General features: G+C 36.7%; 18 protein-coding genes. 14 read left to right on the forward strand and 4 right to left on the reverse strand.

The features are described from left to right. The 6 genes from WAX78_RS12520 (at nt 1) to WAX78_RS12545 (ending at nt 6,744) form a co-directional block, all read left to right on the forward strand. Nucleotides 1-801 (forward strand): ABC transporter permease, encoded by an 801-nt coding sequence (locus WAX78_RS12520; RefSeq protein WP_336482597.1) that lies wholly within the window; start codon nt 1-3, stop codon nt 799-801. A gap of 44 nt (nt 802-845) precedes the next feature. Beyond that, the gene (locus WAX78_RS12525) at nt 846-1,898 is read left to right on the forward strand and encodes a polyamine ABC transporter substrate-binding protein (protein ID WP_336482598.1); all 1,053 of its coding nucleotides are present in this window, start codon (nt 846-848) and stop codon (nt 1,896-1,898) included. Nucleotides 1,899-1,955: 57 nt separating this feature from the next. Continuing rightward, nucleotides 1,956-2,603: a phosphatase PAP2 family protein gene (locus WAX78_RS12530; protein ID WP_336482599.1), complete on the forward strand. Its 648-nt coding sequence runs from the start codon at nt 1,956-1,958 to the stop codon at nt 2,601-2,603. Nucleotides 2,604-2,815: 212 nt separating this feature from the next. Further along, on the forward strand, nt 2,816-5,011 hold the full coding sequence (locus tag WAX78_RS12535; RefSeq protein WP_336482600.1) for an MMPL family transporter: 2,196 nt from the start codon (nt 2,816-2,818) through the stop codon (nt 5,009-5,011). A 108-nt stretch (nt 5,012-5,119) separates the two neighbouring features. Further along, nucleotides 5,120-5,536, forward strand: coding sequence for a histidinol dehydrogenase (locus WAX78_RS12540; protein WP_336482601.1), 417 nt, complete (start codon nt 5,120-5,122; stop codon nt 5,534-5,536). 287 nt (nt 5,537-5,823) lie between these two features. After that, a complete protein-coding gene (locus WAX78_RS12545; RefSeq protein ID WP_336482602.1) occupies nt 5,824-6,744 on the forward strand; it encodes an RluA family pseudouridine synthase in 921 nt (306 codons plus the stop codon). A gap of 176 nt (nt 6,745-6,920) precedes the next feature. On the opposite strand, the gene WAX78_RS12550 is transcribed toward WAX78_RS12545, so the two are convergent. The 4 genes from WAX78_RS12550 to WAX78_RS12565 form a co-directional block, all read right to left on the reverse strand. Next, nucleotides 6,921-7,742 (reverse strand): CAP domain-containing protein, encoded by an 822-nt coding sequence (locus tag WAX78_RS12550; protein WP_461781925.1) that lies wholly within the window; start codon nt 7,740-7,742, stop codon nt 6,921-6,923. Between the two features lie 742 nt (nt 7,743-8,484). Further along, nucleotides 8,485-9,816, reverse strand: a complete 1,332-nt coding sequence (locus tag WAX78_RS12555) for a (Fe-S)-binding protein (protein ID WP_336482604.1) — start codon at nt 9,814-9,816, stop codon at nt 8,485-8,487. After that, nucleotides 9,813-11,225 carry a glycolate oxidase subunit GlcD gene (gene glcD, locus WAX78_RS12560; protein ID WP_336482605.1) on the reverse strand — a complete coding sequence of 471 codons (1,413 nt, stop codon included), beginning with the start codon at nt 11,223-11,225 and terminating at the stop codon, nt 9,813-9,815. The genes WAX78_RS12555 and glcD overlap by 4 nt, the downstream gene beginning before the upstream one ends. A gap of 121 nt (nt 11,226-11,346) precedes the next feature. After that, the gene (locus WAX78_RS12565) at nt 11,347-12,462 is read right to left on the reverse strand and encodes a CdaR family transcriptional regulator (RefSeq protein WP_336482606.1); all 1,116 of its coding nucleotides are present in this window, start codon (nt 12,460-12,462) and stop codon (nt 11,347-11,349) included. A 138-nt stretch (nt 12,463-12,600) separates the two neighbouring features. Here WAX78_RS12565 and WAX78_RS12570 point away from each other — a divergent pair, with 138 nt between their 5' ends. The 8 genes from WAX78_RS12570 to WAX78_RS12605 all read left to right on the forward strand — a co-directional run bounded on the left by WAX78_RS12570 (nt 12,601) and on the right by WAX78_RS12605 (nt 20,409). Continuing rightward, nucleotides 12,601-13,572 carry a YncE family protein gene (locus WAX78_RS12570; RefSeq protein ID WP_336482607.1) on the forward strand — a complete coding sequence of 324 codons (972 nt, stop codon included), beginning with the start codon at nt 12,601-12,603 and terminating at the stop codon, nt 13,570-13,572. Next, nucleotides 13,569-14,240 carry a response regulator transcription factor gene (locus WAX78_RS12575; RefSeq protein WP_336482608.1) on the forward strand — a complete coding sequence of 224 codons (672 nt, stop codon included), beginning with the start codon at nt 13,569-13,571 and terminating at the stop codon, nt 14,238-14,240. Before WAX78_RS12570 ends, WAX78_RS12575 begins: the two co-directional genes overlap by 4 nt. Before the next feature lies 1 nt (nt 14,241). Continuing rightward, nucleotides 14,242-15,633, forward strand: coding sequence for a sensor histidine kinase (locus tag WAX78_RS12580; RefSeq protein ID WP_336482609.1), 1,392 nt, complete (start codon nt 14,242-14,244; stop codon nt 15,631-15,633). A 214-nt stretch (nt 15,634-15,847) separates the two neighbouring features. Beyond that, nucleotides 15,848-16,537, forward strand: a complete 690-nt coding sequence (locus tag WAX78_RS12585) for a FadR/GntR family transcriptional regulator (RefSeq protein WP_336483017.1) — start codon at nt 15,848-15,850, stop codon at nt 16,535-16,537. A gap of 177 nt (nt 16,538-16,714) precedes the next feature. Beyond that, nucleotides 16,715-17,431, forward strand: coding sequence for a (Fe-S)-binding protein (locus WAX78_RS12590; RefSeq protein WP_336482610.1), 717 nt, complete (start codon nt 16,715-16,717; stop codon nt 17,429-17,431). Between the two features lie 18 nt (nt 17,432-17,449). Beyond that, the gene (locus WAX78_RS12595) at nt 17,450-18,871 is read left to right on the forward strand and encodes a LutB/LldF family L-lactate oxidation iron-sulfur protein (RefSeq protein WP_336482611.1); all 1,422 of its coding nucleotides are present in this window, start codon (nt 17,450-17,452) and stop codon (nt 18,869-18,871) included. Next, complete coding sequence (locus WAX78_RS12600; RefSeq protein ID WP_336482612.1) at nt 18,871-19,581, forward strand: LutC/YkgG family protein; 711 nt, start codon at nt 18,871-18,873, stop codon at nt 19,579-19,581. Before WAX78_RS12595 ends, WAX78_RS12600 begins: the two co-directional genes overlap by 1 nt. A gap of 111 nt (nt 19,582-19,692) precedes the next feature. After that, nucleotides 19,693-20,409: a prepilin peptidase gene (locus WAX78_RS12605; protein WP_336482613.1), complete on the forward strand. Its 717-nt coding sequence runs from the start codon at nt 19,693-19,695 to the stop codon at nt 20,407-20,409. The last annotated feature ends 11 nt before the right edge of the window (nt 20,410-20,420 follow it).

Raw genomic sequence — 20,420 nt, forward strand, 5'->3', positions numbered from 1 at the left:
ATGAAAAAGTTTTTAGTCACCTATTCATGGCTGATTTTATTGTTTCTTTATTTACCAATGATGGTACTCATGGTGTATTCGTTTAATGACTCGCGTATTAATGCGGAGTGGCAAGGTTTTACACTTCATTGGTATACAGATTTATTTCAAAAACAGGATGTACTGGATGCGTTTGTAAACAGTTTAACAATTGCTGTTGTTACGACAATTGTTTCCACGCTGCTTGGTGTGTTGTTTGCAATTGCTCTGTATCGTTATAAATATCGTTTTGAAGGTGCAATTAATGGACTTGTATATTTACCAATTTTAATTCCAGATATTTTAATGGGATTATCACTTCTCATTTTATTTAGTCAGCTTGGTATTGAACTTGGGCAAATGACAATTATTATTGCTCATATTACATTTAGTATTTCATTTGTTGTTATTATTTTATCAGCACGACTTTCTGGTATGGGACGTGATTTAGAAGAAGCGGCAAATGATTTAGGGGCGACCCCGTGGCAAACGTTTCGTTATGTGACGTTACCAGGGCTCACACCAGCTATTATTTCAGCGGCATTATTGACATTTACATTATCTATTGATGATTTCGTTATTAGCTTCTTCGTATCAGGACCAGGATCAACAACATTACCGCTGTATATTTACAGTATGGTAAAACATGGTGTAACGCCAGAAATCAATGCGCTTTCTACAATTTTGATTGTTGTGATTGTCGGATTAATGATTGCTTCTGAAGTGTTCCGTAATAAGGGTGCGGATGGAGAAGAAAATTCAGGAGGCCATCTGCCGTTATAATAGATGGGGGCATTTATTAAGCTCAAATTAGGGAGGGAATGCAAATGAAATGGATGAAAGTAGCTGCAAGTACAGTACTTACTTTTGGAATTACTGCTGGAGTGTTAGCGGGATGCGGTGAAAAGAAAGAGGAATTAAATATTTACAGCTGGGCTGATAACTTCGATGAGCAAGTTATTAAAGACTTTGAAAAAAAATATAACGTTAAAGTGAACTATGATAAGTATGCAAGTAATGAAGAAATGCTTGCGAAATTACAAGCAGGCGGTGCACAGTATGATTTAATTCAACCGTCTGATTATATGGTAAAAACAATGGTAAACATGAATTTGTTAGAGCCGTTAGATAAAAAGAGCATTCCGAATGTAGAGAATCTTGTTTCGAACTTTAAAACGCCTCCGTTTGATCCGGAAAATAAATATTCTATCGTTTATACATGGGGCGTAACAGGAATTGCTTATAATAAAAAATATGTGAAAGAAACGCCAACAAGTTGGAGTGATCTTTGGAATGAAAAATATAAAGGTCACGTAGCGTTATTAAATGATTCTCGTGAAGTCCTTGGTATGGGACTTAAGAAAAATGGATTTTCAAATAGTACGCAAAATGATGCTGAATTAAAAACAGCTTTCACGGATATTCAAAAATTATTACCAAATGTATTAGCGTTTGATACAGATAATATTAAGCAAAATTTCATTACGGAAGAAGCATGGATTGGTACAGTATGGTCTGGAGATGCAGCATTCATTGCAAAAGAGAATAAAGATGTTGATTACGTAGTTCCAAAAGAAGGCGGAACAATTTGGGCAGATACATTAGCGATTCCAAAGGGTGCAAAACATAAAGAGCTTGCAGAGAAGTTTATTAACTACTTAATGGATCCAAAAGTTAGTGTGAAAAACTATGAATCCATTGGATATAGTAACCCAAATGAAAAAGCTCGTTCTCTTCATAGTAAAGAATATCAAGAGAATCATATGATTTTCTTAACACCAGAAGAGTTAAATCGTACAGAATGGCTTGTCGATGTGGATGGGAAATTAAAAGATTATGATCGTTATTGGACAGAACTAAAGACAGGTAAAGGAAAATAATAAAAACGCGATTTCTTAGCGGAAATCGCCTTTTTTTATAGTAAGGGGAACTAAGGTTTGAAAAAGAAATTACATATGTATGAGATGATGTGCATCATACTTTTACTTGGATTATTTAGTATCATTGTATGGAAAGTACGTTCAGGCGGAGTGACAACAGTCGATGAATATGTAAACATGATGGTAAAAGGATTCCAAACAGAAGCATCACTTTCGTTTTTTCGTTATTTTACAAAACTCGGTTCTACAATTGGAATTGTAAGTGTGCTAGTAGTAAGTCTTTTCTTTTTTTGGAAGAAGCGTTATTACGTAGCGATGGTACTATATCCTCTTTCTATTATTAGCACGAATCTTATGAATAAGCTCATCAAATCCATTGTAAAAAGAGATCGTCCGAATATAAATGAGGCGCTAGATGCACTTGGATATAGCTTTCCAAGCGGGCATGCGATGTTAGCGATTGTTACGTATGGATTTCTTGTCTATATCATCGCAGCAAACGTAAAAAGTGTAGTAGCGAAATGTTTTGTAACGATATTAGCAATTGCAGTCATTATCTTAATTGGACTAAGTCGCATCATTTTATCTGTACATTATCCAACTGATGTTTTAGCTGGCTATTGTACGGGTGGTGTATTACTTATTATCACAATCTACTTACATCGTTTGTTTTCAGCTCGTTTTCAAATGAATCAGGAGCGTTAAAATGAGACTATCCTTTTGGTTAAAAGGATAGTTTTTTTTATCCTGCTATTCGCGGGCCCCCACCTCAAAATTTAGAGAGAAGCGAAGAAGCTGCTAGGTGGAGGATAAAAAAACACTGATGGATGTTTTACTTTATGAGCTAGAGAATGGATATGATACACTAAGACATAGAATATGAGATAGAAATGGAGAAGAGGGATAGGTGATATTTGGTGAAGACGACTGTACATAAAGTAGATGCATGGGGAAAGGTTGGAGCGTTCTTATATCGATTTCGCTATACAACGATTGCTCTATTAGTATTGCTAGCTGTGACACTTGGCATATTTGCACCGAAGCTTCCAGGTGTATTAGGCGGGGATGGATTTCAAACGAAAGGCGATTATCAAACGACAAAAGGGATATTAGAGAAAGATTTTAAGCAGTCACAAGATACGCTCCTGCTCGTCTTTCAAAAAGAACAAGGTGTGTCTCAGCAAAGATTTACAGAGAGAATTGATGAGATTGTAAAAAAAATTCAAAAAGAAGAAACATACGATTCTTTTCATCATCCTATAGAAAATAAAGCAATGTTACAGGATGATATTGCTTATGCAACTATTTTATTTTCCGGGAAAACAAGTAAAGAGCGGAAAGAAAAAACATTAGCCTTTGCAAAAGAGATTCAAAAAGAAAGTAACGGGGAAGTAAAAGTGTCTCCAACTGGATATCCAATCATTAATGATGAAATAAATACAAGAACACAAAATGATTTGAAAGTAGCAGAGATGATCGGTTTGCCGATTGCTTTTCTTGTATTAGTGCTTTCTTTTGGTAGTTTGTTTGCATCTATTTTGCCTATTTTAAACGGTGCGCTAAGTGTCATTAGTACGATGGGGATTTTATATTTTGTCGGAGAACAAAAGGAACTTTCTATTTTTGTACTAAACGTGGCGCCGATGATTGGGCTTGCTTTATCTATTGATTTTGCTCTTTTATTTGTGAATCGTTTCCGGGAAGAGCTTGTGCATCGTTCTGTCAAAGAGGCAATTATGATTACATATCAAACGGCAGGGCGCGCAATTATTTTTTCAGGTTTATGTGTATTTGTCGGTTTATCCGGTTTGTTCTTTTTCAAAATCGATTATATTCAATCTGTCGCAATTAGCGGGATGATTGTTGTAGTAATGAGTATTTTATTTTCGTTAACGATGCTCCCGGCATTGTTAACGTTAATGGGAAAACGTTTAATAGGAAAGAACCAAAATGTTCATCGTACAGCACCAATGTGGCGTAAATTTGCACAGTTCGTAATGAAGTATCCGATTGTGATGACAGTTGCTGTGCTTACATTTATTGTTATTTGTTTGCTGCCGCTTCGCAGTGCAGATTTACAGTTCCCTGGTGTAGAAGCATTGCCGAAGAAAAGTGAAGCTCGCATTGCCTATGAACGTTATGAAGACGCGTTTAATAAAATAATCAAAACTCATGCAGATGTGACACTTGTTGTTGAGACAAAAGGAAATGTAACAGAAAAAGAAAATTTACAATCGTTGCAAAAGGTTGTACAGAAATTAAAGAAGGATAAAGATGTATATGAAGTGAAAAGTCTATACGAGCAGCTTGGAAATATGTCGGCAGAGCAACTGGCAGCAATGCTGCAATCGCCAAATCGTGCGCAAGTAGAGCCAGTATTAGATGCATATGTGAAAGATAATAAGACAACAATTGGAATCATTTTAGATACAAAGCCAAGAACAGAAAAGGCAAAGCAATGGGTGCGGGATTTTAAAGAAAACTATAAAACGGAAGGTATAACATATTATGTAGGCGGAATGACAACATTGCAACAAGAACTAGAAGATGAGATTAAAAGTAAAGTTGTTGTTGGTATGTCTGTTATTTTCACTTCAACATTTCTGATTTTATTGCTAGCATTTCGCTCTTTACTTATTCCGATTAAAGCAATTGTGATGAATGTGCTTAGTTTAAGTGCGACCATTGGAATTATCCTTTGGCTCTTTGAAGGAGGCCATTTTGGATTAGAACAGAGCTCAGTATTATTTGTATTACCTATCTTTATTTTCGGGTTAGTATTTGGATTAAGTATGGACTATGAAGTATTTCTTATTTCACGTATTTATGAATTATACGGAGAGACAAGAGATAATGATTATGCAACATTAGAAGGATTAGTGTCAACGAGCCGAATTATTACATCAGCTGCGTTAATTATGATTGTTGTTACAGGTGCATTTGCTTTTACTGATATTTTGCCAGTGAAACAAATGGGGATTGGCGTTGCGCTAGCTATATTCCTTGATGCAACAATTATTCGATTAATTCTTGTGCCAAGTTTAATGAAAATGTTTGGTGAGTGGAACTGGTGGCTCCCATTTACGAAGAAGAAACGGAAAGAAATGCATTGAGAAATAGCTCTCATCTTATATGGTGAGAGCTATTTGTATGAATAGCCTCCTACCCTTTTAGCGAATAGTATGAGATAAGGAGATTACATATAAGAGTGGGTGAAGGCAATGTTTCGTTATTTTAAATTTAAATTGAATGATACTGTACAATTTGCAGAAAATGATGGGCATATGTATCGCATTGTCGGCTATCGGTTAGAAAAAGGTTTTTATCCAAATGATGAATGGACACATATTATTTATGAACTATTGCGAGAGTTTGATGGGTACACGCTAGATGCGGAAGAAGATGAGCTTGTGAAAGTGATTCAAGTAGAGGAGGAGTATTATAAAATTCATGATATAGGAGAATATCGTTATCCTGTTAAACTGAAAACACAGTTAAAAAAATGTAATCATGAATCGATAGATCAATTATTAGATGCCTATAATGACTACAAGAGATTAGCTGAATTTTTTAAGGACTTATCATATGAAAGAAAAGCTGAAGAAATGCTGCAAGAAATGAAAAAACTACGCGCATAAATTGAAACTTCCATCAGTGACTTTCTGATGGTTAGCCAGACCAATCGGGCTCTAACGGGCAGTTATTTCTCAATAAATTTCTTTGGTTTCTTTAGAATTTTAAGTTGCGAATTTTACTGCCCGTTAGAGCTGGATAAATTGAAACTTCCATCAGTGATGTTCTGATGGTTAGCCCGACTAATCAGGCTATTAAGGACAGTTCATTAGTTGTTGAACTGTCTTTTTAACTATGCATGAGAAGGGATTTTCCGTTACAATAAGAGCATTAATAAGAATAAGGTGATTGAATGAAAGTAAAGAAAATGGGAGAATGGTGTGAAATTACGGTTCCTTCTGTATGGGAGGGACGAACGATTGATTCTATTTTGAAAGAGGAATGGCAAGTTCCGAAAAAGTTATTACATAAATATCGTATGGAAAAAAGCATTCTTGTTAATGGAGAAGGAAAACGATGGAGTGACCAACTGCAAGAAGGAGATAAATTGCAAGTTCATATGTTCATGCAAGAAGAGTATGATGTGGAACCAGAGTTTTACGATATAGAAGTCATATATGAAGATGACCATGTATTAATTGTTAATAAACCAATTCAAGTAGATACACATCCTGCAAATAAAGGTGGGACAGGAACATTAGCAAACTATGTAGCATTTCATTTGCAAATGCAAGGAATTGAAACAAAAGTACGTCACATTCACCGGCTAGATAAGGATACAACAGGCGGAGTCGTCTTTGCAAAGCATGCATTAGCTGGTGTGATTATGGATCGATTATTGATGGAACGAAAAATTAAGAGAACATATATGGCACTTGTTGAAGGGAAAATACAAAAGAAGCGGGGCACAATAGATGCTCCAATTGGACGAGATCGTCATCATGCATCGAGGCGCCGTGTTTCTCCAAAAGGTGACCGTGCTGTAACTCATTATGAGGTCGTGCAATATTCGAAGGAAAGTAACATAACGCTTGTTAAAGTTCAATTAGAAACGGGAAGAACACATCAAATACGTGTTCATATGAGTTATCTTGGTCATCCACTGATCGGTGATGTATTGTATGGCGGTAAGACAAAGCTACTTTCTCGTCAAGCATTGCATGCTGCTCATATTACAATGTTACACCCGATTACAGAGCGTCAAATTGACGTAGATATACCTCTTCCTCATGATTTTTCTCATATATTACATTCTTATATGTATACAAAATAAATAGAGCCTTTTCAAAAGGCTCTATTTATTTTGCTATTTGCAGGCAGTAATCCCTCAACTTTAAATTCAGCAGAAAGCAAAGAAGTTAGATAGGGATAAACTGCTGGCATGCGCCCTATTGGTGTAACTAATAATCAGTGGGGAGAACCCCCACTGATTAAAGTTTCATTTTATGCTTACTTTGAAATAAATTCTTGTGTCCAGTAGTTTCCGCTTTCTACATAGCCAACACCGATATGTGTGTATCCGCTATTTAAAATATTTGCGCGGTGACCTGCACTATTCATCCAAGCTTGTACAACTTCTTCTGGAGTCTGTTGTCCCTGTGCAATATTTTCACCAGCAGATCTGTATGAAATACCAAACTGTTTCATCATATCAAACGGAGAACCGTATGTTGGGCTAGTGTGGTCGAAGTAATGATTTTTTTGCATATCTTCTGATTTAATACGAGCCATTTTGCTTAACTCAGTATCTACTTTTAATGCTGGTAAACCTTGTTTTGCACGTTCAGCATTTGTTAAATCAACAACTTTTTGCTCAAATGCGCTTAATGAACCTTTTGAGTCTTCAGCTGGTTTATCAGCAGGCTTATTAGCAGGCTTATCAGCTGGTTTATCAGCCGGTTTAGTTGCTTGGTTGTTATCAGCTGGTTTATCAGCAGGCTTATTAGCAGGCTTATCAGCCGGTTTATCAGCAGGCTTATTAGCTTGATTGTTATCAGCCGGTTTATCAGCAGGTTTATTAGCTTGGTTGTTATCAGCTGGTTTATCAGCAGGCTTATTAGCTTGGTTGTTATCAGCTGGTGTATTTGCTTCATTGTTATTAACTGGATTTGTAATTACAACATCTCCCCAAGGAGTTGTAATAGTTACGTTAGTTGGTTGTCCAGGAATTACACAGTTACCTGATTGGAAAGCACCTGGATTCCATTTTGCATATGAGTTTAAAAGAGATGTTATGAAAGATTGGAAGTCTTGTTGATTCATATGCTGCATGAAAAATGGAGATTGCGAAATATTTTGAACTTTAATTGCTGATGGTTGCACTGTTTCTGCTTTCGCACCATTTGTCCCTAATCCAAATGTAAGAGCAGTTGCTGCAGCTACAGATAGTAAAACACGTTTTTTCATTGTTAAATTGTCCCCCTAATTATGTATAAAGTTATGAAACTGTTATCACACAGATTTTATTTTTGTCGGCCTGTTTGACTGACACATTCATCGTAGCATAGATTTTGTCGAAAAAAAGTTGGAAAAAAATTCATAGGTTATGAGATTTCCTTTTTTATCCTAGATTTTAGAGGAAGAACAAATGCCGAAATACTAGATGTTATAAGGAATAGACAGTATTTTTTATGAGGAGAAATAAAAGAGAAATTGGATATAACTTCCGGTGGAGAGGAAGAGAAAGGGGATAACATCAGCATTTATAGAGGATTAACGAGGAATATTATGGATGCTTTTTTACATAATTGTAATCTTTTTGTCGTTCTTTTTTACGATACAGTAACATACTTTTAATGTTGTAGACTATAAAAAAGACGGGCGTATCTTTAATAGAGAAAGGTACGCCCGTTTTTCGTTTAAAATTATCCCGCTATTCGCGGGCAGTAAGACCCCCCACCTCTAGATTCACAGAAAAGCGAAGAAGATAGGTGGGAATAACTGCTGGCATGCGCCCGATTAGTGAGAGCTTTCCATCAGTGGGGATAAAGCTCCCACTGATGGAAGTTTCACTTTATTGTTCTTTTTGTGTTACTGCTTCAAGTAATAAGTCTACAATATGAACTCCTTGCATTTTATGGGAAAGGCCTTCACGTTCAATACCAAGTTTCATTTGCAGTAAACAGCCAGGATTTGCTGTTACAATTGTTGTTGCTTCGGTTTCATGAACTCGCTCCATTTTGTAGTCTAAAAACTCCATTGATAGTTCAGAATGTACAATATTATAAATACCAGCTGAACCACAGCAACGATCAGCATCTTTCATTTCTTTATAAGTTACACCTTGAATCGCTTGTAATAGCTTGCGAGGTTCAGAAGATGTACGCATCACGTTTCGTAAATGACAAGAATCTTGATACGTAATGACTTGCGGTGGAAGACGTAAGTCGGTGCGTTTATGAAAATCTAATTCTACTAATATAGTTGAAATATCTTTAATTTTCGCAACAAATTGTTTTGCACGGTCTGCCCATTCTGAATCATCTTTTAATAAATAGTCGTAATCAACTAAATAGGCACCGCAGCCACCAGCGTTTGTAATAATATAATCAATTTTTAAGTCTTCAAATGCTTGAATATTTTTCTTCGCAAGTTCTTTTGCACCGCTCTTTTCACCAGCATGGCCGTGCAGGGCACCGCAGCAATTTTGCTCTTTTGGAATGTCAACATCACAACCTGCAATTTGCAATAGTTTCATTGTGGCATTATTTGTTTCTAAGAACATTGTATCCATTAAACAACCTGTAAAGAAGGCAACACGTCTTTTTTTTGCCGTTTCTGCTGGCAAAAACTCAGGACGGCTTTTCATTTCTTTCATTTTTGGTACTTTTGGAAGAACGAGATCCATTGTTGCTAATGTTTCAGGAAATAACTTCATAATCCCTGTTTTATGTGTGAATGTTTGTAAGCCGGAACGCTGATAAAACCCAATCAGTCCTGTTAATGTCCGCATACGATTTTGATGAGGGAATAACCCTTCAAAGACAATTTTGCGAACAGCCTTGACTGGTATAGAGAATTTTTTGTTTTGATTTATAATATCACGTGCTTCTTCTAATAGATGTCCATAATTAACGCCCGATGGACAAACAGGTTCACAAGCGCGGCAGCCAAGACAAACATTTAGCGTGTTTTCTATGTCTTCATCTGGTTCAATTAAGCCATCAACGACCGCTTTCATTAGCGCAATGCGCCCGCGCGGAGAGTGGGATTCTTGAAGCCCAGATTGAATATAGGTTGGACATGTTGGTAAACAAAAGCCGCAGCGCATACAGTTCAGCAGTTCATCTTCATTTAAACGTTCTTTAAATTCTTTTTGAATTTGCTTTGTATTTAATGTAGTCATTGCTGAGCCACCACTCTTTTGCGAGAGTCTTTTGCAAACATTTTACCAGGATTCATAATATTGTTCGGATCAAATGCTTGCTTAATAGCTTTCATTGCCGCTATGCCTTCTTTACCAAGCTTTAGCTCTAAATAAGGAGCTTTCATCGCACCAACTCCATGTTCACCTGTAATGGTGCCGCCAAGTTCAATCGCTTTTGCAAAGATTTCAGCAAATGCTTGTTCGGCACGGTGCATTTCTTCTTCATTACGAGCATCTGTCATACAAGTAGGGTGGAGATTACCATCACCAGCATGACCAAATGTACAAATTGGAATGTTATATTTTTTAGCAATTTCATTAATTGCCTCTACCATCGGTGCAATTTGCGAACGAGGCACTGTTGCATCTTCTAAAATTGTTGTTGGTTTTAATCGTGCTAATGCAGATAGCGCACTGCGGCGTGCTGTGCGAAGCGCATCTGCTTCTGTTTCATCTTTTGCAACGCGAACATCAACAGCATGAAGAGAACGGCAAATGTTTGCCATCTTTTCAATATCACGGTCTACTACTTCCGGGGCACCATCTTGTTCAATGAGCAGAACGGCCTTTACATCTGTTGGTAAGCCGATTTGAGCAAACTCTTCTACGACTTCAATTGTCGGTTGATCTAAAAATTCTAATGTTGCCGGAATAATTTTATTTGCAATAATCGCAGAAACAGCACGTGCAGCTTCATTAATATCTTGATATAAAGCTAGCATTGTTTTTTTCGTTTCTGGTATTGGAACAAGCTTTAGAACTGCTTCTGTTACAACGCCAAGTGTTCCTTCAGATCCAATAAATAAACGTGTTAAATCATAGCCAGCTACATCTTTTGCTAATTTACCACCTGTGCGAATCATATCACCATTTGGTAGAACGATTTCAAGACCCATGACATAATCACGCGTTACTCCGTATTTTAAACCGCGTAAACCACCAGAATTTTCATTAATGTTTCCACCGATTGTTGAAATTTTCATCGAGCTTGGATCTGGTGGATAAAATAATCCCTTTTCCTCGGCAGCTTTAATAATATCTAATGTAATGGCACCAGCTTGCACTGTAATTGTTAAGTTTTCTTCATCAATTTCTAAAATGCGATTCATATGGCGGAAAATAAGGACGATCCCGCCTTCTAGCGGACAAGTTCCTGCGCAAAGATTCGTTCCAGAGCCGCGTACATATACAGGAATCTTATGCTCGTTACATACTTTTAAAACTTCTGCTACTTCTTGCGTATTACGAGGTGCGACAACGGCATCTGGCATTGCCTGAAAGTTTGGAGTCGCATCGTAACTATACGTTAAACGTCCCATGTTAGACGTATCTACATTCTCTTTACCAACAATGGATATGAGTGCATCAACAATTTGTTGTTTTAGCATACTGAAAATCCCCCTCAAACTGTTATGCAAAGCTTTTTTGAATACAAACTTTGTCACAGTGTTTTTCTATTTTTATGATAAAAAAAAGCGGGGGTTTCCGCTATGTGTGAATAAACAAATATTATCCTATTTTTCCTTCTTTTTTTGGATGATTATCCAATAGAAGCAGGGCGAAATATAAAATGACTAAATCCTTTATTTGCTTTGGATCTAATTTGGTGTATTCTTCAATCTTCTTTAGTCGGTAATGCAGTGTATTAATATGGATATGGAGCATTTCCGCTGTTTGTTTATACGATTGATTGTTTTCAATAAATAAACGCAATGTTTGAATCAATTCTGTTTCTGCATGAAGTTTGTGAATTGTGCGCTGTAAAAATTCTTCACGCGTATAGGGATTAATATCTTGAATGCACATTTCTAGACGCAAATCTTCATTAAAAATAATATCTGTCGTTTTTTGAGAAACAATAAGTGCCCTTAGTGCCTGTTCATAAGAGAGGTGCATCTCACTTGGTGCAACTATTTGTCCAATACCGATGCTTAATATAATAGGAAATAATGCTTCACACTCATATTTTAATCGCTTTAAAAATTGAAACGCTTCTTTTTTTGTTTCAAACGACTGAAATAAAATAAACCGGTCGTTGCCCCAGCGTACAAACAAGTCTTGTTTTGGTAAAAGATTACGTATATGTTGCCAAATTTTTCGTTGGAGCATCGTGTCATCTTGATTATATGAAAGTAAAATGAGTTGTTTCTTTTTTTGTAAATCAATTCCAAGGGTTTTTGCACGGTCTAAGAAGGTAGGAGACCAATCATTACCTTGAATCCAATCAAATACGAATGCCTCGTATGAGCGCTGTTCAAGTTCTAGTTGTTCTATAAAATAGTTTTCGTGAATTAATAGCTCAGTCATCTTCCGTAATATTTCTCCGTATTGTGAAATGTTTTCTGGTTCACCTGTAATACCAATTACACCAATCACTTCATCATGAAAGAGAAGAGGAAGGTTGATGCCCGCTTTTACGCCACATAGACGCTGTTCATCTTCGTTTGTAATAATTACCGTCCTTTTTTGCTCAGCACAGCGAAGAGCTCCTTCATGAAAGCTTCCGATTCTTACTTGGTCTGTACTTGCGATAATTGTTCCATTTACGTCAATAATGATAATATTTTCAGTAATGAGTCTACGTACTTCACGGACAATTTTATTTGCTAAGTCGGGAAAAAGCATACTTCTAACACCCACTATTTTTATATTTGTTTTACTATTATATAGTGATCATTATAAAGAAAAAAGATTTCACACTTTCCTCACAATTATTTGCTATTTTACAAGTATAACGAAACTGTCCATAATGGAGGTAATCTTTTGAAAAGGTGGCTTATTTCACTTTGTATCGTACTATTACTTACAGGGTGTAAGGGAGGGGATTATCAGTCTATTGATCCGAAAAAGCCTCTTCTTATAACGACAAACATAAAAGAAGGAAGTATTAGCTTTATTGATACTGATACGAAAAAAACAATTACAACGTGGCATTTAAATGAAGCTATTATGGGAACAACGTTGTTCCCAGACGGGAATCGTTTGCTTGTGTATGGAAAACAACTAGAGTATATATATGTGTATTCTTTAAAAGATGGAAAACAGCTTGAAAAATGGAATACAGGAAAGGGTATAGCAAACGTTCTATTATCTGAAAACGGAAAAGAATTGTTCGCAGCGGATCAAAATCAGCAAAAAATTCGTACTTTCACAACCGATGGAAAAGAAAAAGAGAGTATTTCAGTGGGGAAAGGCCCGCTTACTATGGTGCAACATAATGAGATGCTATATGTTCTCAATTTTTATGATACGAAATTGTCTAGTATTGATGTGAAACAAAAGAAGGTTGTGAACTCTTTTATGATTCCACCAGCTTCAACAGGTGCTGTTCTTAGCGAAGATGGAAAGGACATCTTTATTGGTGGACACGGTGACGGTAAACAAGTAAATGAAAAAGTACTTGAGTATTCTCTCGAAAATGGCGAAATGCTTCAATCGTTAGATGCACCATTTATGCCGGTCAGTCTGTCTACAGATAAACAATTCATTTATGTACTTAGTCACGGGTCCAATATGCTGAGAAAATTTGATGGGAAAACGTATAAAGAAGTAGATTCTCTTGAAGTAGGATCGAATTCATTTGCATTTTGGCAAATTGGCAATGAAGGATATGTTGCAAGCTATGATAGTGATGAAGTGTACGTTGTAGATTTAAACGAAATGAAAATAAAACAGACGATTTCAGTTGGGAAAGGGCCATTTCAATTTGTGCAAAGAGTAGGGGAGAAGAAATGAGTAAGTATAAAGTATTACTTGTTGATGATGAAAGTGATATGAGGCAACTTGTTGGTATGTATTTAGACAATTTTGGTTATGAGTGGAAAGAAGTTGAGAATGGAAAACAGGCACTGCACATACTGGAAACAGAAGACTTTGATTTTGTTATTTTAGATATTATGATGCCAGAAATGGATGGGATTACAGTATGTAAAGAAATTCGAAAAACATCAGATATTCCAATTATCTTTTTGACAGCAAAAGGGGAAGAGTGGAATCGTGTAAATGGACTACGCACTGGGGCGGATGATTATATTGTCAAACCATTTAGCCCTGGAGAATTAATTGCACGTATGGAAGCGGTATTAAGGAGATATACGAAATATGAAGAACAAGAAGAGATGGAATTTGGACCGATTGTAATTAATGAGAAAAGCCGCCGCGTTGAAATAGAGGGCGAAGGTATTTCATTAACTGTTAAAGAATTTGATTTACTTTATTTTCTTTGTCAGCATAATGGCCAAGTATTTAGCCGCGAGCAATTGCTTGAAAAAGTTTGGGGCTATGATTACGCTGGAAGCACTCGAACAGTTGATACACATGTGAAAACAATGCGCTTAAAGCTTAAAGAACAGGGGAATTGTATTCAAACTGTTTGGGGCGTAGGCTATAAATTTGAGGTGTAAGATGTTTACGATGGTACAAAAGTTATGGCTTACAGTTGCATGTGCTGTGTGTGTAACAGTTTCGTTTTTATATTTTGTCTCGCTGTATTCGTATGAGAAATTATATGTTCAAAATATTGAAGAGACATTAAAAACAGAGGGAAATCGTCTTGTGGCGCAATATAGAGCAGATGAGCCCGTAGATGTATTTGAAGAAAAGGTAAAATCATTCGATAAAATTGCGAGCGCAGATGTATTGTTTGTTAGCAATCCGCGTGATTTAAGTGCATGTCTTCCATTTGACGTTCATTACAATTCAATTATTAGTGAGAATGATCGGCAGACATTACTAGAAGGAAATACGGTTACAAAGATTGGGTATGAAGAGCATTTTCATCGTAACATTATGGGTATCGTTATTCCTGTGTTAGACAATAAAAAGCTAGTCGGTATTGTATATTCTTATATTCCTTTAAAGAGCATTAAAGATTTAATTTATGAAATGGGACTCATTTTAGCTCCCCTTGCCCTTGTAATGATTGTGTTAACGATATGGATTGGACGAAAGATTGTTATTGCAATTACAAAGCCGCTTTCACAAATGGAACGAGTCGCGAATCATATGGCGAAAGGAGATTTTTCGCAGCGGATTACGATTTCATCAGAAGATGAAATTGGAAGGCTGGGCAAAGCATTCAATAAAATGGCAAGTTCATTAGAAGAAGAGGATGTACAGCGAAAAGAATTTTTAGCAAATGTGTCACATGAGCTTCGAACACCGCTTAGTTATATTAAAGGATATAGTGAAGCGATTATTGATGGAGTAGCAAAAGGAGAACAGCAATTAAAATTTACCCAACTTGTTCATAAAGAAGCAGGGCGTATGCAGCGTCTTGTTCATGACTTGCTGGATTTAGCACAACTTGAGGGAGAACGTTTTCCTCTTAAAAAGCAACCAATTGTATTTGCGCAATTAATTGAAGATGTGCTAGAGACATATGAATTACAAGTGATAGAAAAAAAAATTGCATTGCATACAATTCTCGATCCAGATATTATTGTCAATATTGATGAAGATAGGATGCAACAAGTGCTTCATAATGTATTAGATAATGCCATTCGCTACACAGGTGAGAACGGTGCTATTCATGTGCAATTAGAACAACAAGCAGAGAAATGTAAACTGGAAATTATAGATACTGGGATTGGCATTGGAGCCGAGCATCTTGAAAAATTAGGTGAACGTTTTTATCGAGTCGATAAAGCAAGGAGTCGTCATAATGGTGGAACTGGGCTAGGACTTGCAATTGTAAAACAAATTGTGCACATTCACGGTGGAACGTGGCATATTGAAAGTGAGGAAGGCAGAGGAACGAAAATTTCGATTTATTTACCAATTATCTCTTCGGAATAATTTTTTGTCTATTTTATGAACAAAATGTTTGTACTTCTGCGTATTTAGTTCTAAAATAGATGTGGATGCTATTTTCTATATAAAGTGAAACTTCTAGCGGTGACAAGGGAGTTCATCCCTCACTGCTCGGTAGCACGGTATAAATTGTTGTCATTGTTGTTTGGATGATACTGGGGTGATACAACTGGAGTACAAATCTATTAAGCCGAAAAAAATTTACGAAGAAGTATCGGAAGCCATTTTAGCAATGATTAAAAATGGTACTTTAAAGCCTGGTGACAAACTTCTTCCTGTTCATCAATTGGCAGAGCAGTTTCAAGTTGGCAGATCTGCTGTGCGCGAAGCGTTAAGTGCCTTGCGAGCAATGGGCTTAATTGAGATGAAACAAGGGGAAGGCACGTATGTGAGGAATTTCGATGCATCTTCTTTAACATCGTCATTAAATACAACCCTATTAATGAAACAAGAGGATATTGTGAATTTATTGGAAGTGCGGAAAGTGCTTGAAGTAGGAGCAGCTCGTGCGGCAGCAGTAAAACGTACAGAAGAAAATTTGCACAATATGCAGCATTGGTTAGATGAGATGCAAAAAAGTGTAGGAGATGAAAATGCTGGTGAAAAAGCAGATTTCAATTTCCATATGGCAATTGCAGAAGCTTCACATAACAATATTTTGTTAGAATTGATGAACCATGTTTCTGAAATGATTGCTGAAGCAATTGGTGAAACAAGACGAATTATTTTATATGGTGAACAAACAACAGCAGAAAGACTTCTAGAAGAGCATCGAAAAATTTATGAAGCAGTGTTAGAGAATGATATTGAAGCAGCGCAGCAAGCGATGCAAGATCACCTAACGAATGTGGAATGTATGGTCACAGGCATCGAGAAAACAAATTCGTAATATTGTACTTTCAAAATTTTATTTTTTTGATAAAATAGAGAAAGTATAAGTAAGCGTTTTCTGAAATAGAAGAAAGAATAAAACATGAATAATTTATGTTTCGCTTCTTTCTTTTTTACTAAGTCATCTGATGACCATATGATTGTTGACTGAGTTGAGATGAGGGGGAACTATAATATGAAAGTTACATTATTTGTTACATGCTTAGTCGATATGTTTGAAACAAATGTCGGCAAAGCAACGGTTGAAATTTTAGAGCGATTAGGTTGCGAAATTGAATTTCCAGAAGCGCAAGTTTGCTGCGGACAACCAGCTTATAATAGCGGTCACGTAGAAGCGGCAAAAGAAGCAATGAAACATATGATTAGCACATTTGAAAACGCTGAGTATATCGTTACACCTTCTGGTTCTTGTGCGACAATGTTTCACGAGTATCCACACGTATTTAAAGATGATCCAGAATGGGGACCACGTGCGAAAAAAGTAGCTGAAAAAACATACGAACTGACACAATTTATTGTTGATGTGTTAAAAGTTACTGACGTTGGTGCTCGCTTGGATGGCGTAGCAACGGTTCATAAATCTTGTCATATGACACGTTTACTAGGAGTAAAAGAAGCTCCAGGCATTTTACTATCAAATGTGAAAGGTCTAGAAGTAAGGGAACTGCCAAATGTACAAAATTGTTGCGGTTTTGGGGGAACGTTCTCAGTAAAAATGACACCAATTTCTGAACAAATGGTAGATGAAAAAGTCGACAGTGTCATGGAAACAGGAGCGGATTATTTAATTGGAGCAGACTGTGGGTGTTTGTTAAACATTGGCGGGCGTATCGAGCGTTTAGGAAAAAATGTGAAAGTAATGCATATTGCTGAAGTATTGAATAGCCGCTGATGGAGGGGGAAGTAAGCTATGTCTATGAAAACTAGTGATAAAAAATTTAATGAGCGTGTTGGCGAAAATCTTCAAGATTCATTTATGCGCGGAGCAGTATCATCTGCACAAACGCGTCTATATACAAAACGTTTAGAGGCAGCTGATGAGCTAGGAAACTGGGAAGAATGGCGTGATCTTGGTGAACAAATTCGTCAGCATACGCTAGAAAATTTAGATTATTATTTAATGCAGCTGAGTGAAAATGTATCAAAACGAGGCGGCCATGTTTTCTTTGCGAAAACGAAGGAAGAGGCAGCTGAGTATATTAAACAGGTAGCTGAAAAGAAACAAGCGAAAAAAGTTGTTAAATCAAAATCAATGGTAACAGAAGAGATTGGTATGAACCATGTGCTTCAAGAAATCGGCTGTGAAGTTGTTGAAAGTGACTTAGGAGAATACATTTTACAAGTAGACAACGATCCGCCATCTCACATTGTTGCACCAGCGCTTCATAAAAATAAAACGCAAATTCGTGACGTATTTAAAGAAAAATTAGGATATGAAAATTCTGATGATCCATATGAAATGACGAAGTTTGTTCGTAAACACCTTCGTAAAAAATTTATGGATGCAGAAATTGGCGTAACAGGATGTAACTTTGCAGTTGCTAACACAGGCTCTCTTTGTTTAGTAACAAATGAAGGTAACGCAGACCTTGTGATGTCCATCCCGAAAACGCAGATTGCGGTAATGGGTATGGAACGTATGGTTCCGACAATGGAAGAACTCGATGTTCTTGTTGGTTTACTTTGCCGTAGTGCTGTTGGTCAAAAGCTAACAAGTTATATAACAGTAGCAGGACCAATTCAAGAAGACGAAGTAGATGGACCAGAAGAGTTCCATTTAGTTGTTGTAGATAATGGCCGTTCTGAAATTTTAGGTTCTGAGTTCCGTGAAGTATTGCAATGTATTCGCTGTGCGGCATGTATCAATGTATGTCCTGTATATCGTCATGTTGGCGGTCACTCTTACGGATCCATTTATCCTGGACCAATTGGTGCGGTATTAACACCACTTTTAGGTGGATATGATGATTATAAAGAACTTCCATATGCATCTAGTTTATGCGGAGCATGTACAGAAGCTTGTCCGGTAAAAATTCCATTACATGACTTGTTATTAAAACATCGTCAAGTCATCGTGGAAAAAGAAGGACGTGCACCGCTTGCAGAAAAGCTTGCGATGAAGATGTTTAGTATGGGCGCTTCTTCTGCTGCTTTATACAAAATGGGATCTAAAATGGCGCCAGCTGCAATGAGCCCATTCACATCTGGAAACCGCGTTTCTAAAGGTGTGGGACCACTTAAAAATTGGACGGAGATTCGCGAATTCCCAGCTCCAAGTAAAGAAAGGTTCCGTGATTGGTATAAAGAGCATAAGAAAGGCGGGAATAACTAATGGCAGGAACGATTCAAAATCGTGATTCATTTTTAGAGAATGTCGCAAAACAACTTGGACGTGAGCGTAAAACAGAAGGTGTACAACGCCCTAAATGGAAAAATAATATAAATTTAGAGACGTTAAACGATTGCTCACAAGAAGAACTATTAGAAGTATTTAAGAAACAATGTAACAACATTCATACGACTGTCATTGAAACGAATAGAGATGGATTAAGTGCAGCAATCAAGAACGTTATCACAGAAAATGGCGGCGGGCCAATTATGTTATCTCAAGATGATCGTTTTGAAGAGTATGGATTACAACAACTGTTTGGAGCGGAACTTCCGAGTGAAAATGTAGAAGTAAATACTTGGGATCCAGAGAAGAAAGATGAAAACATGAAGCTAGCGGAACAAGCAAATATCGGAATTTCATTTAGTGATTATACGTTAGCGGAATCTGGTACAATTGTAGTGCAAAGTCATAAAGGAAGAGGGCGTTCACTACACTTCTTACCAACTATTTATGTAGCTATTATTCCACGTGAAACATTAGTACCGCGTATTACACAAGCGGTTCATGATTTAAATACACGTGTAGAAAATGGAGAAGCACCAGCTTCTTGTATTAACTTTATTACAGGACCAAGTAACTCTGCTGACATTGAAATGAACCTTGTCGTTGGGGTACATGGACCATTAAAAGCATTTTATTTTGTTGTATAAATGGAAAAACAGGCCTAGTAAAGGCCTGTTTTTTTGATAGGGAAAAGTAAATTTTAGGGAATACAGCATATTAAATTTTCTTGTTATACTAGGCCGAAAGGAGATGGTGAAATGCTATTTTATGTGTATGCTTTTTTCACTGGTTTGATATTAGGCTCTTTCTATCAAGTTGTTGCCTGTCGTATTCCACTCGGTTATTCTATTATAAAACCGCGCTCACACTGTTTGCATTGTCATCATGTATTACAAGTAAAAGAGCTGATTCCCATTTTATCATTTTGTATACAAAAAGGAAGGTGCACAAACTGTAATATAAAAATTTCACCTTTTCATCCACTCTTTGAAGGTATTGCAGGTATAGCGTTTCTCCTTACAGCACTTTTTATCGGTCCTAATGAGCAGCTTATTATCGTTTGGACCTTATTATCACTTCTTTTCATTGTTACAATTACAGACCTTCTCTATATGGTAATTCCAAATCGGATCTTATTCTTTTTTGCAGGGCTATTTGTAATAGAGCGTTTTTTTATCTCACCTTCACTATGGTGGGATGGACTATTAGGAGCAGCAGTTATGTTTGTACTCTTATATATCATTCAGGTAATTTGTCCAGCGGGTATTGGCGGCGGTGATGTAAAACTGCTCATTTTACTTGGATTTGTAGTTGGGACAAAAACGATATTACTATCACTTTGTTTTTCTTCATTGTTTGGTATTTGCTTTTTTACTATTTCTATTGCTTTTCGATGCATGACTTATAAAGAACCGCTTCCTTTTGCGCCGTTTATTGCATTTGGAACAATATGTGCATACAGTATGTATGTGTAGAGGAGGGGATG

The sequence above is a fragment of the Bacillus yunxiaonensis genome (assembly GCF_037104695.1).
In the GTDB taxonomy this organism is placed as follows: Bacteria; Bacillota; Bacilli; order Bacillales; family Bacillaceae_G; genus Bacillus_A; species Bacillus_A yunxiaonensis.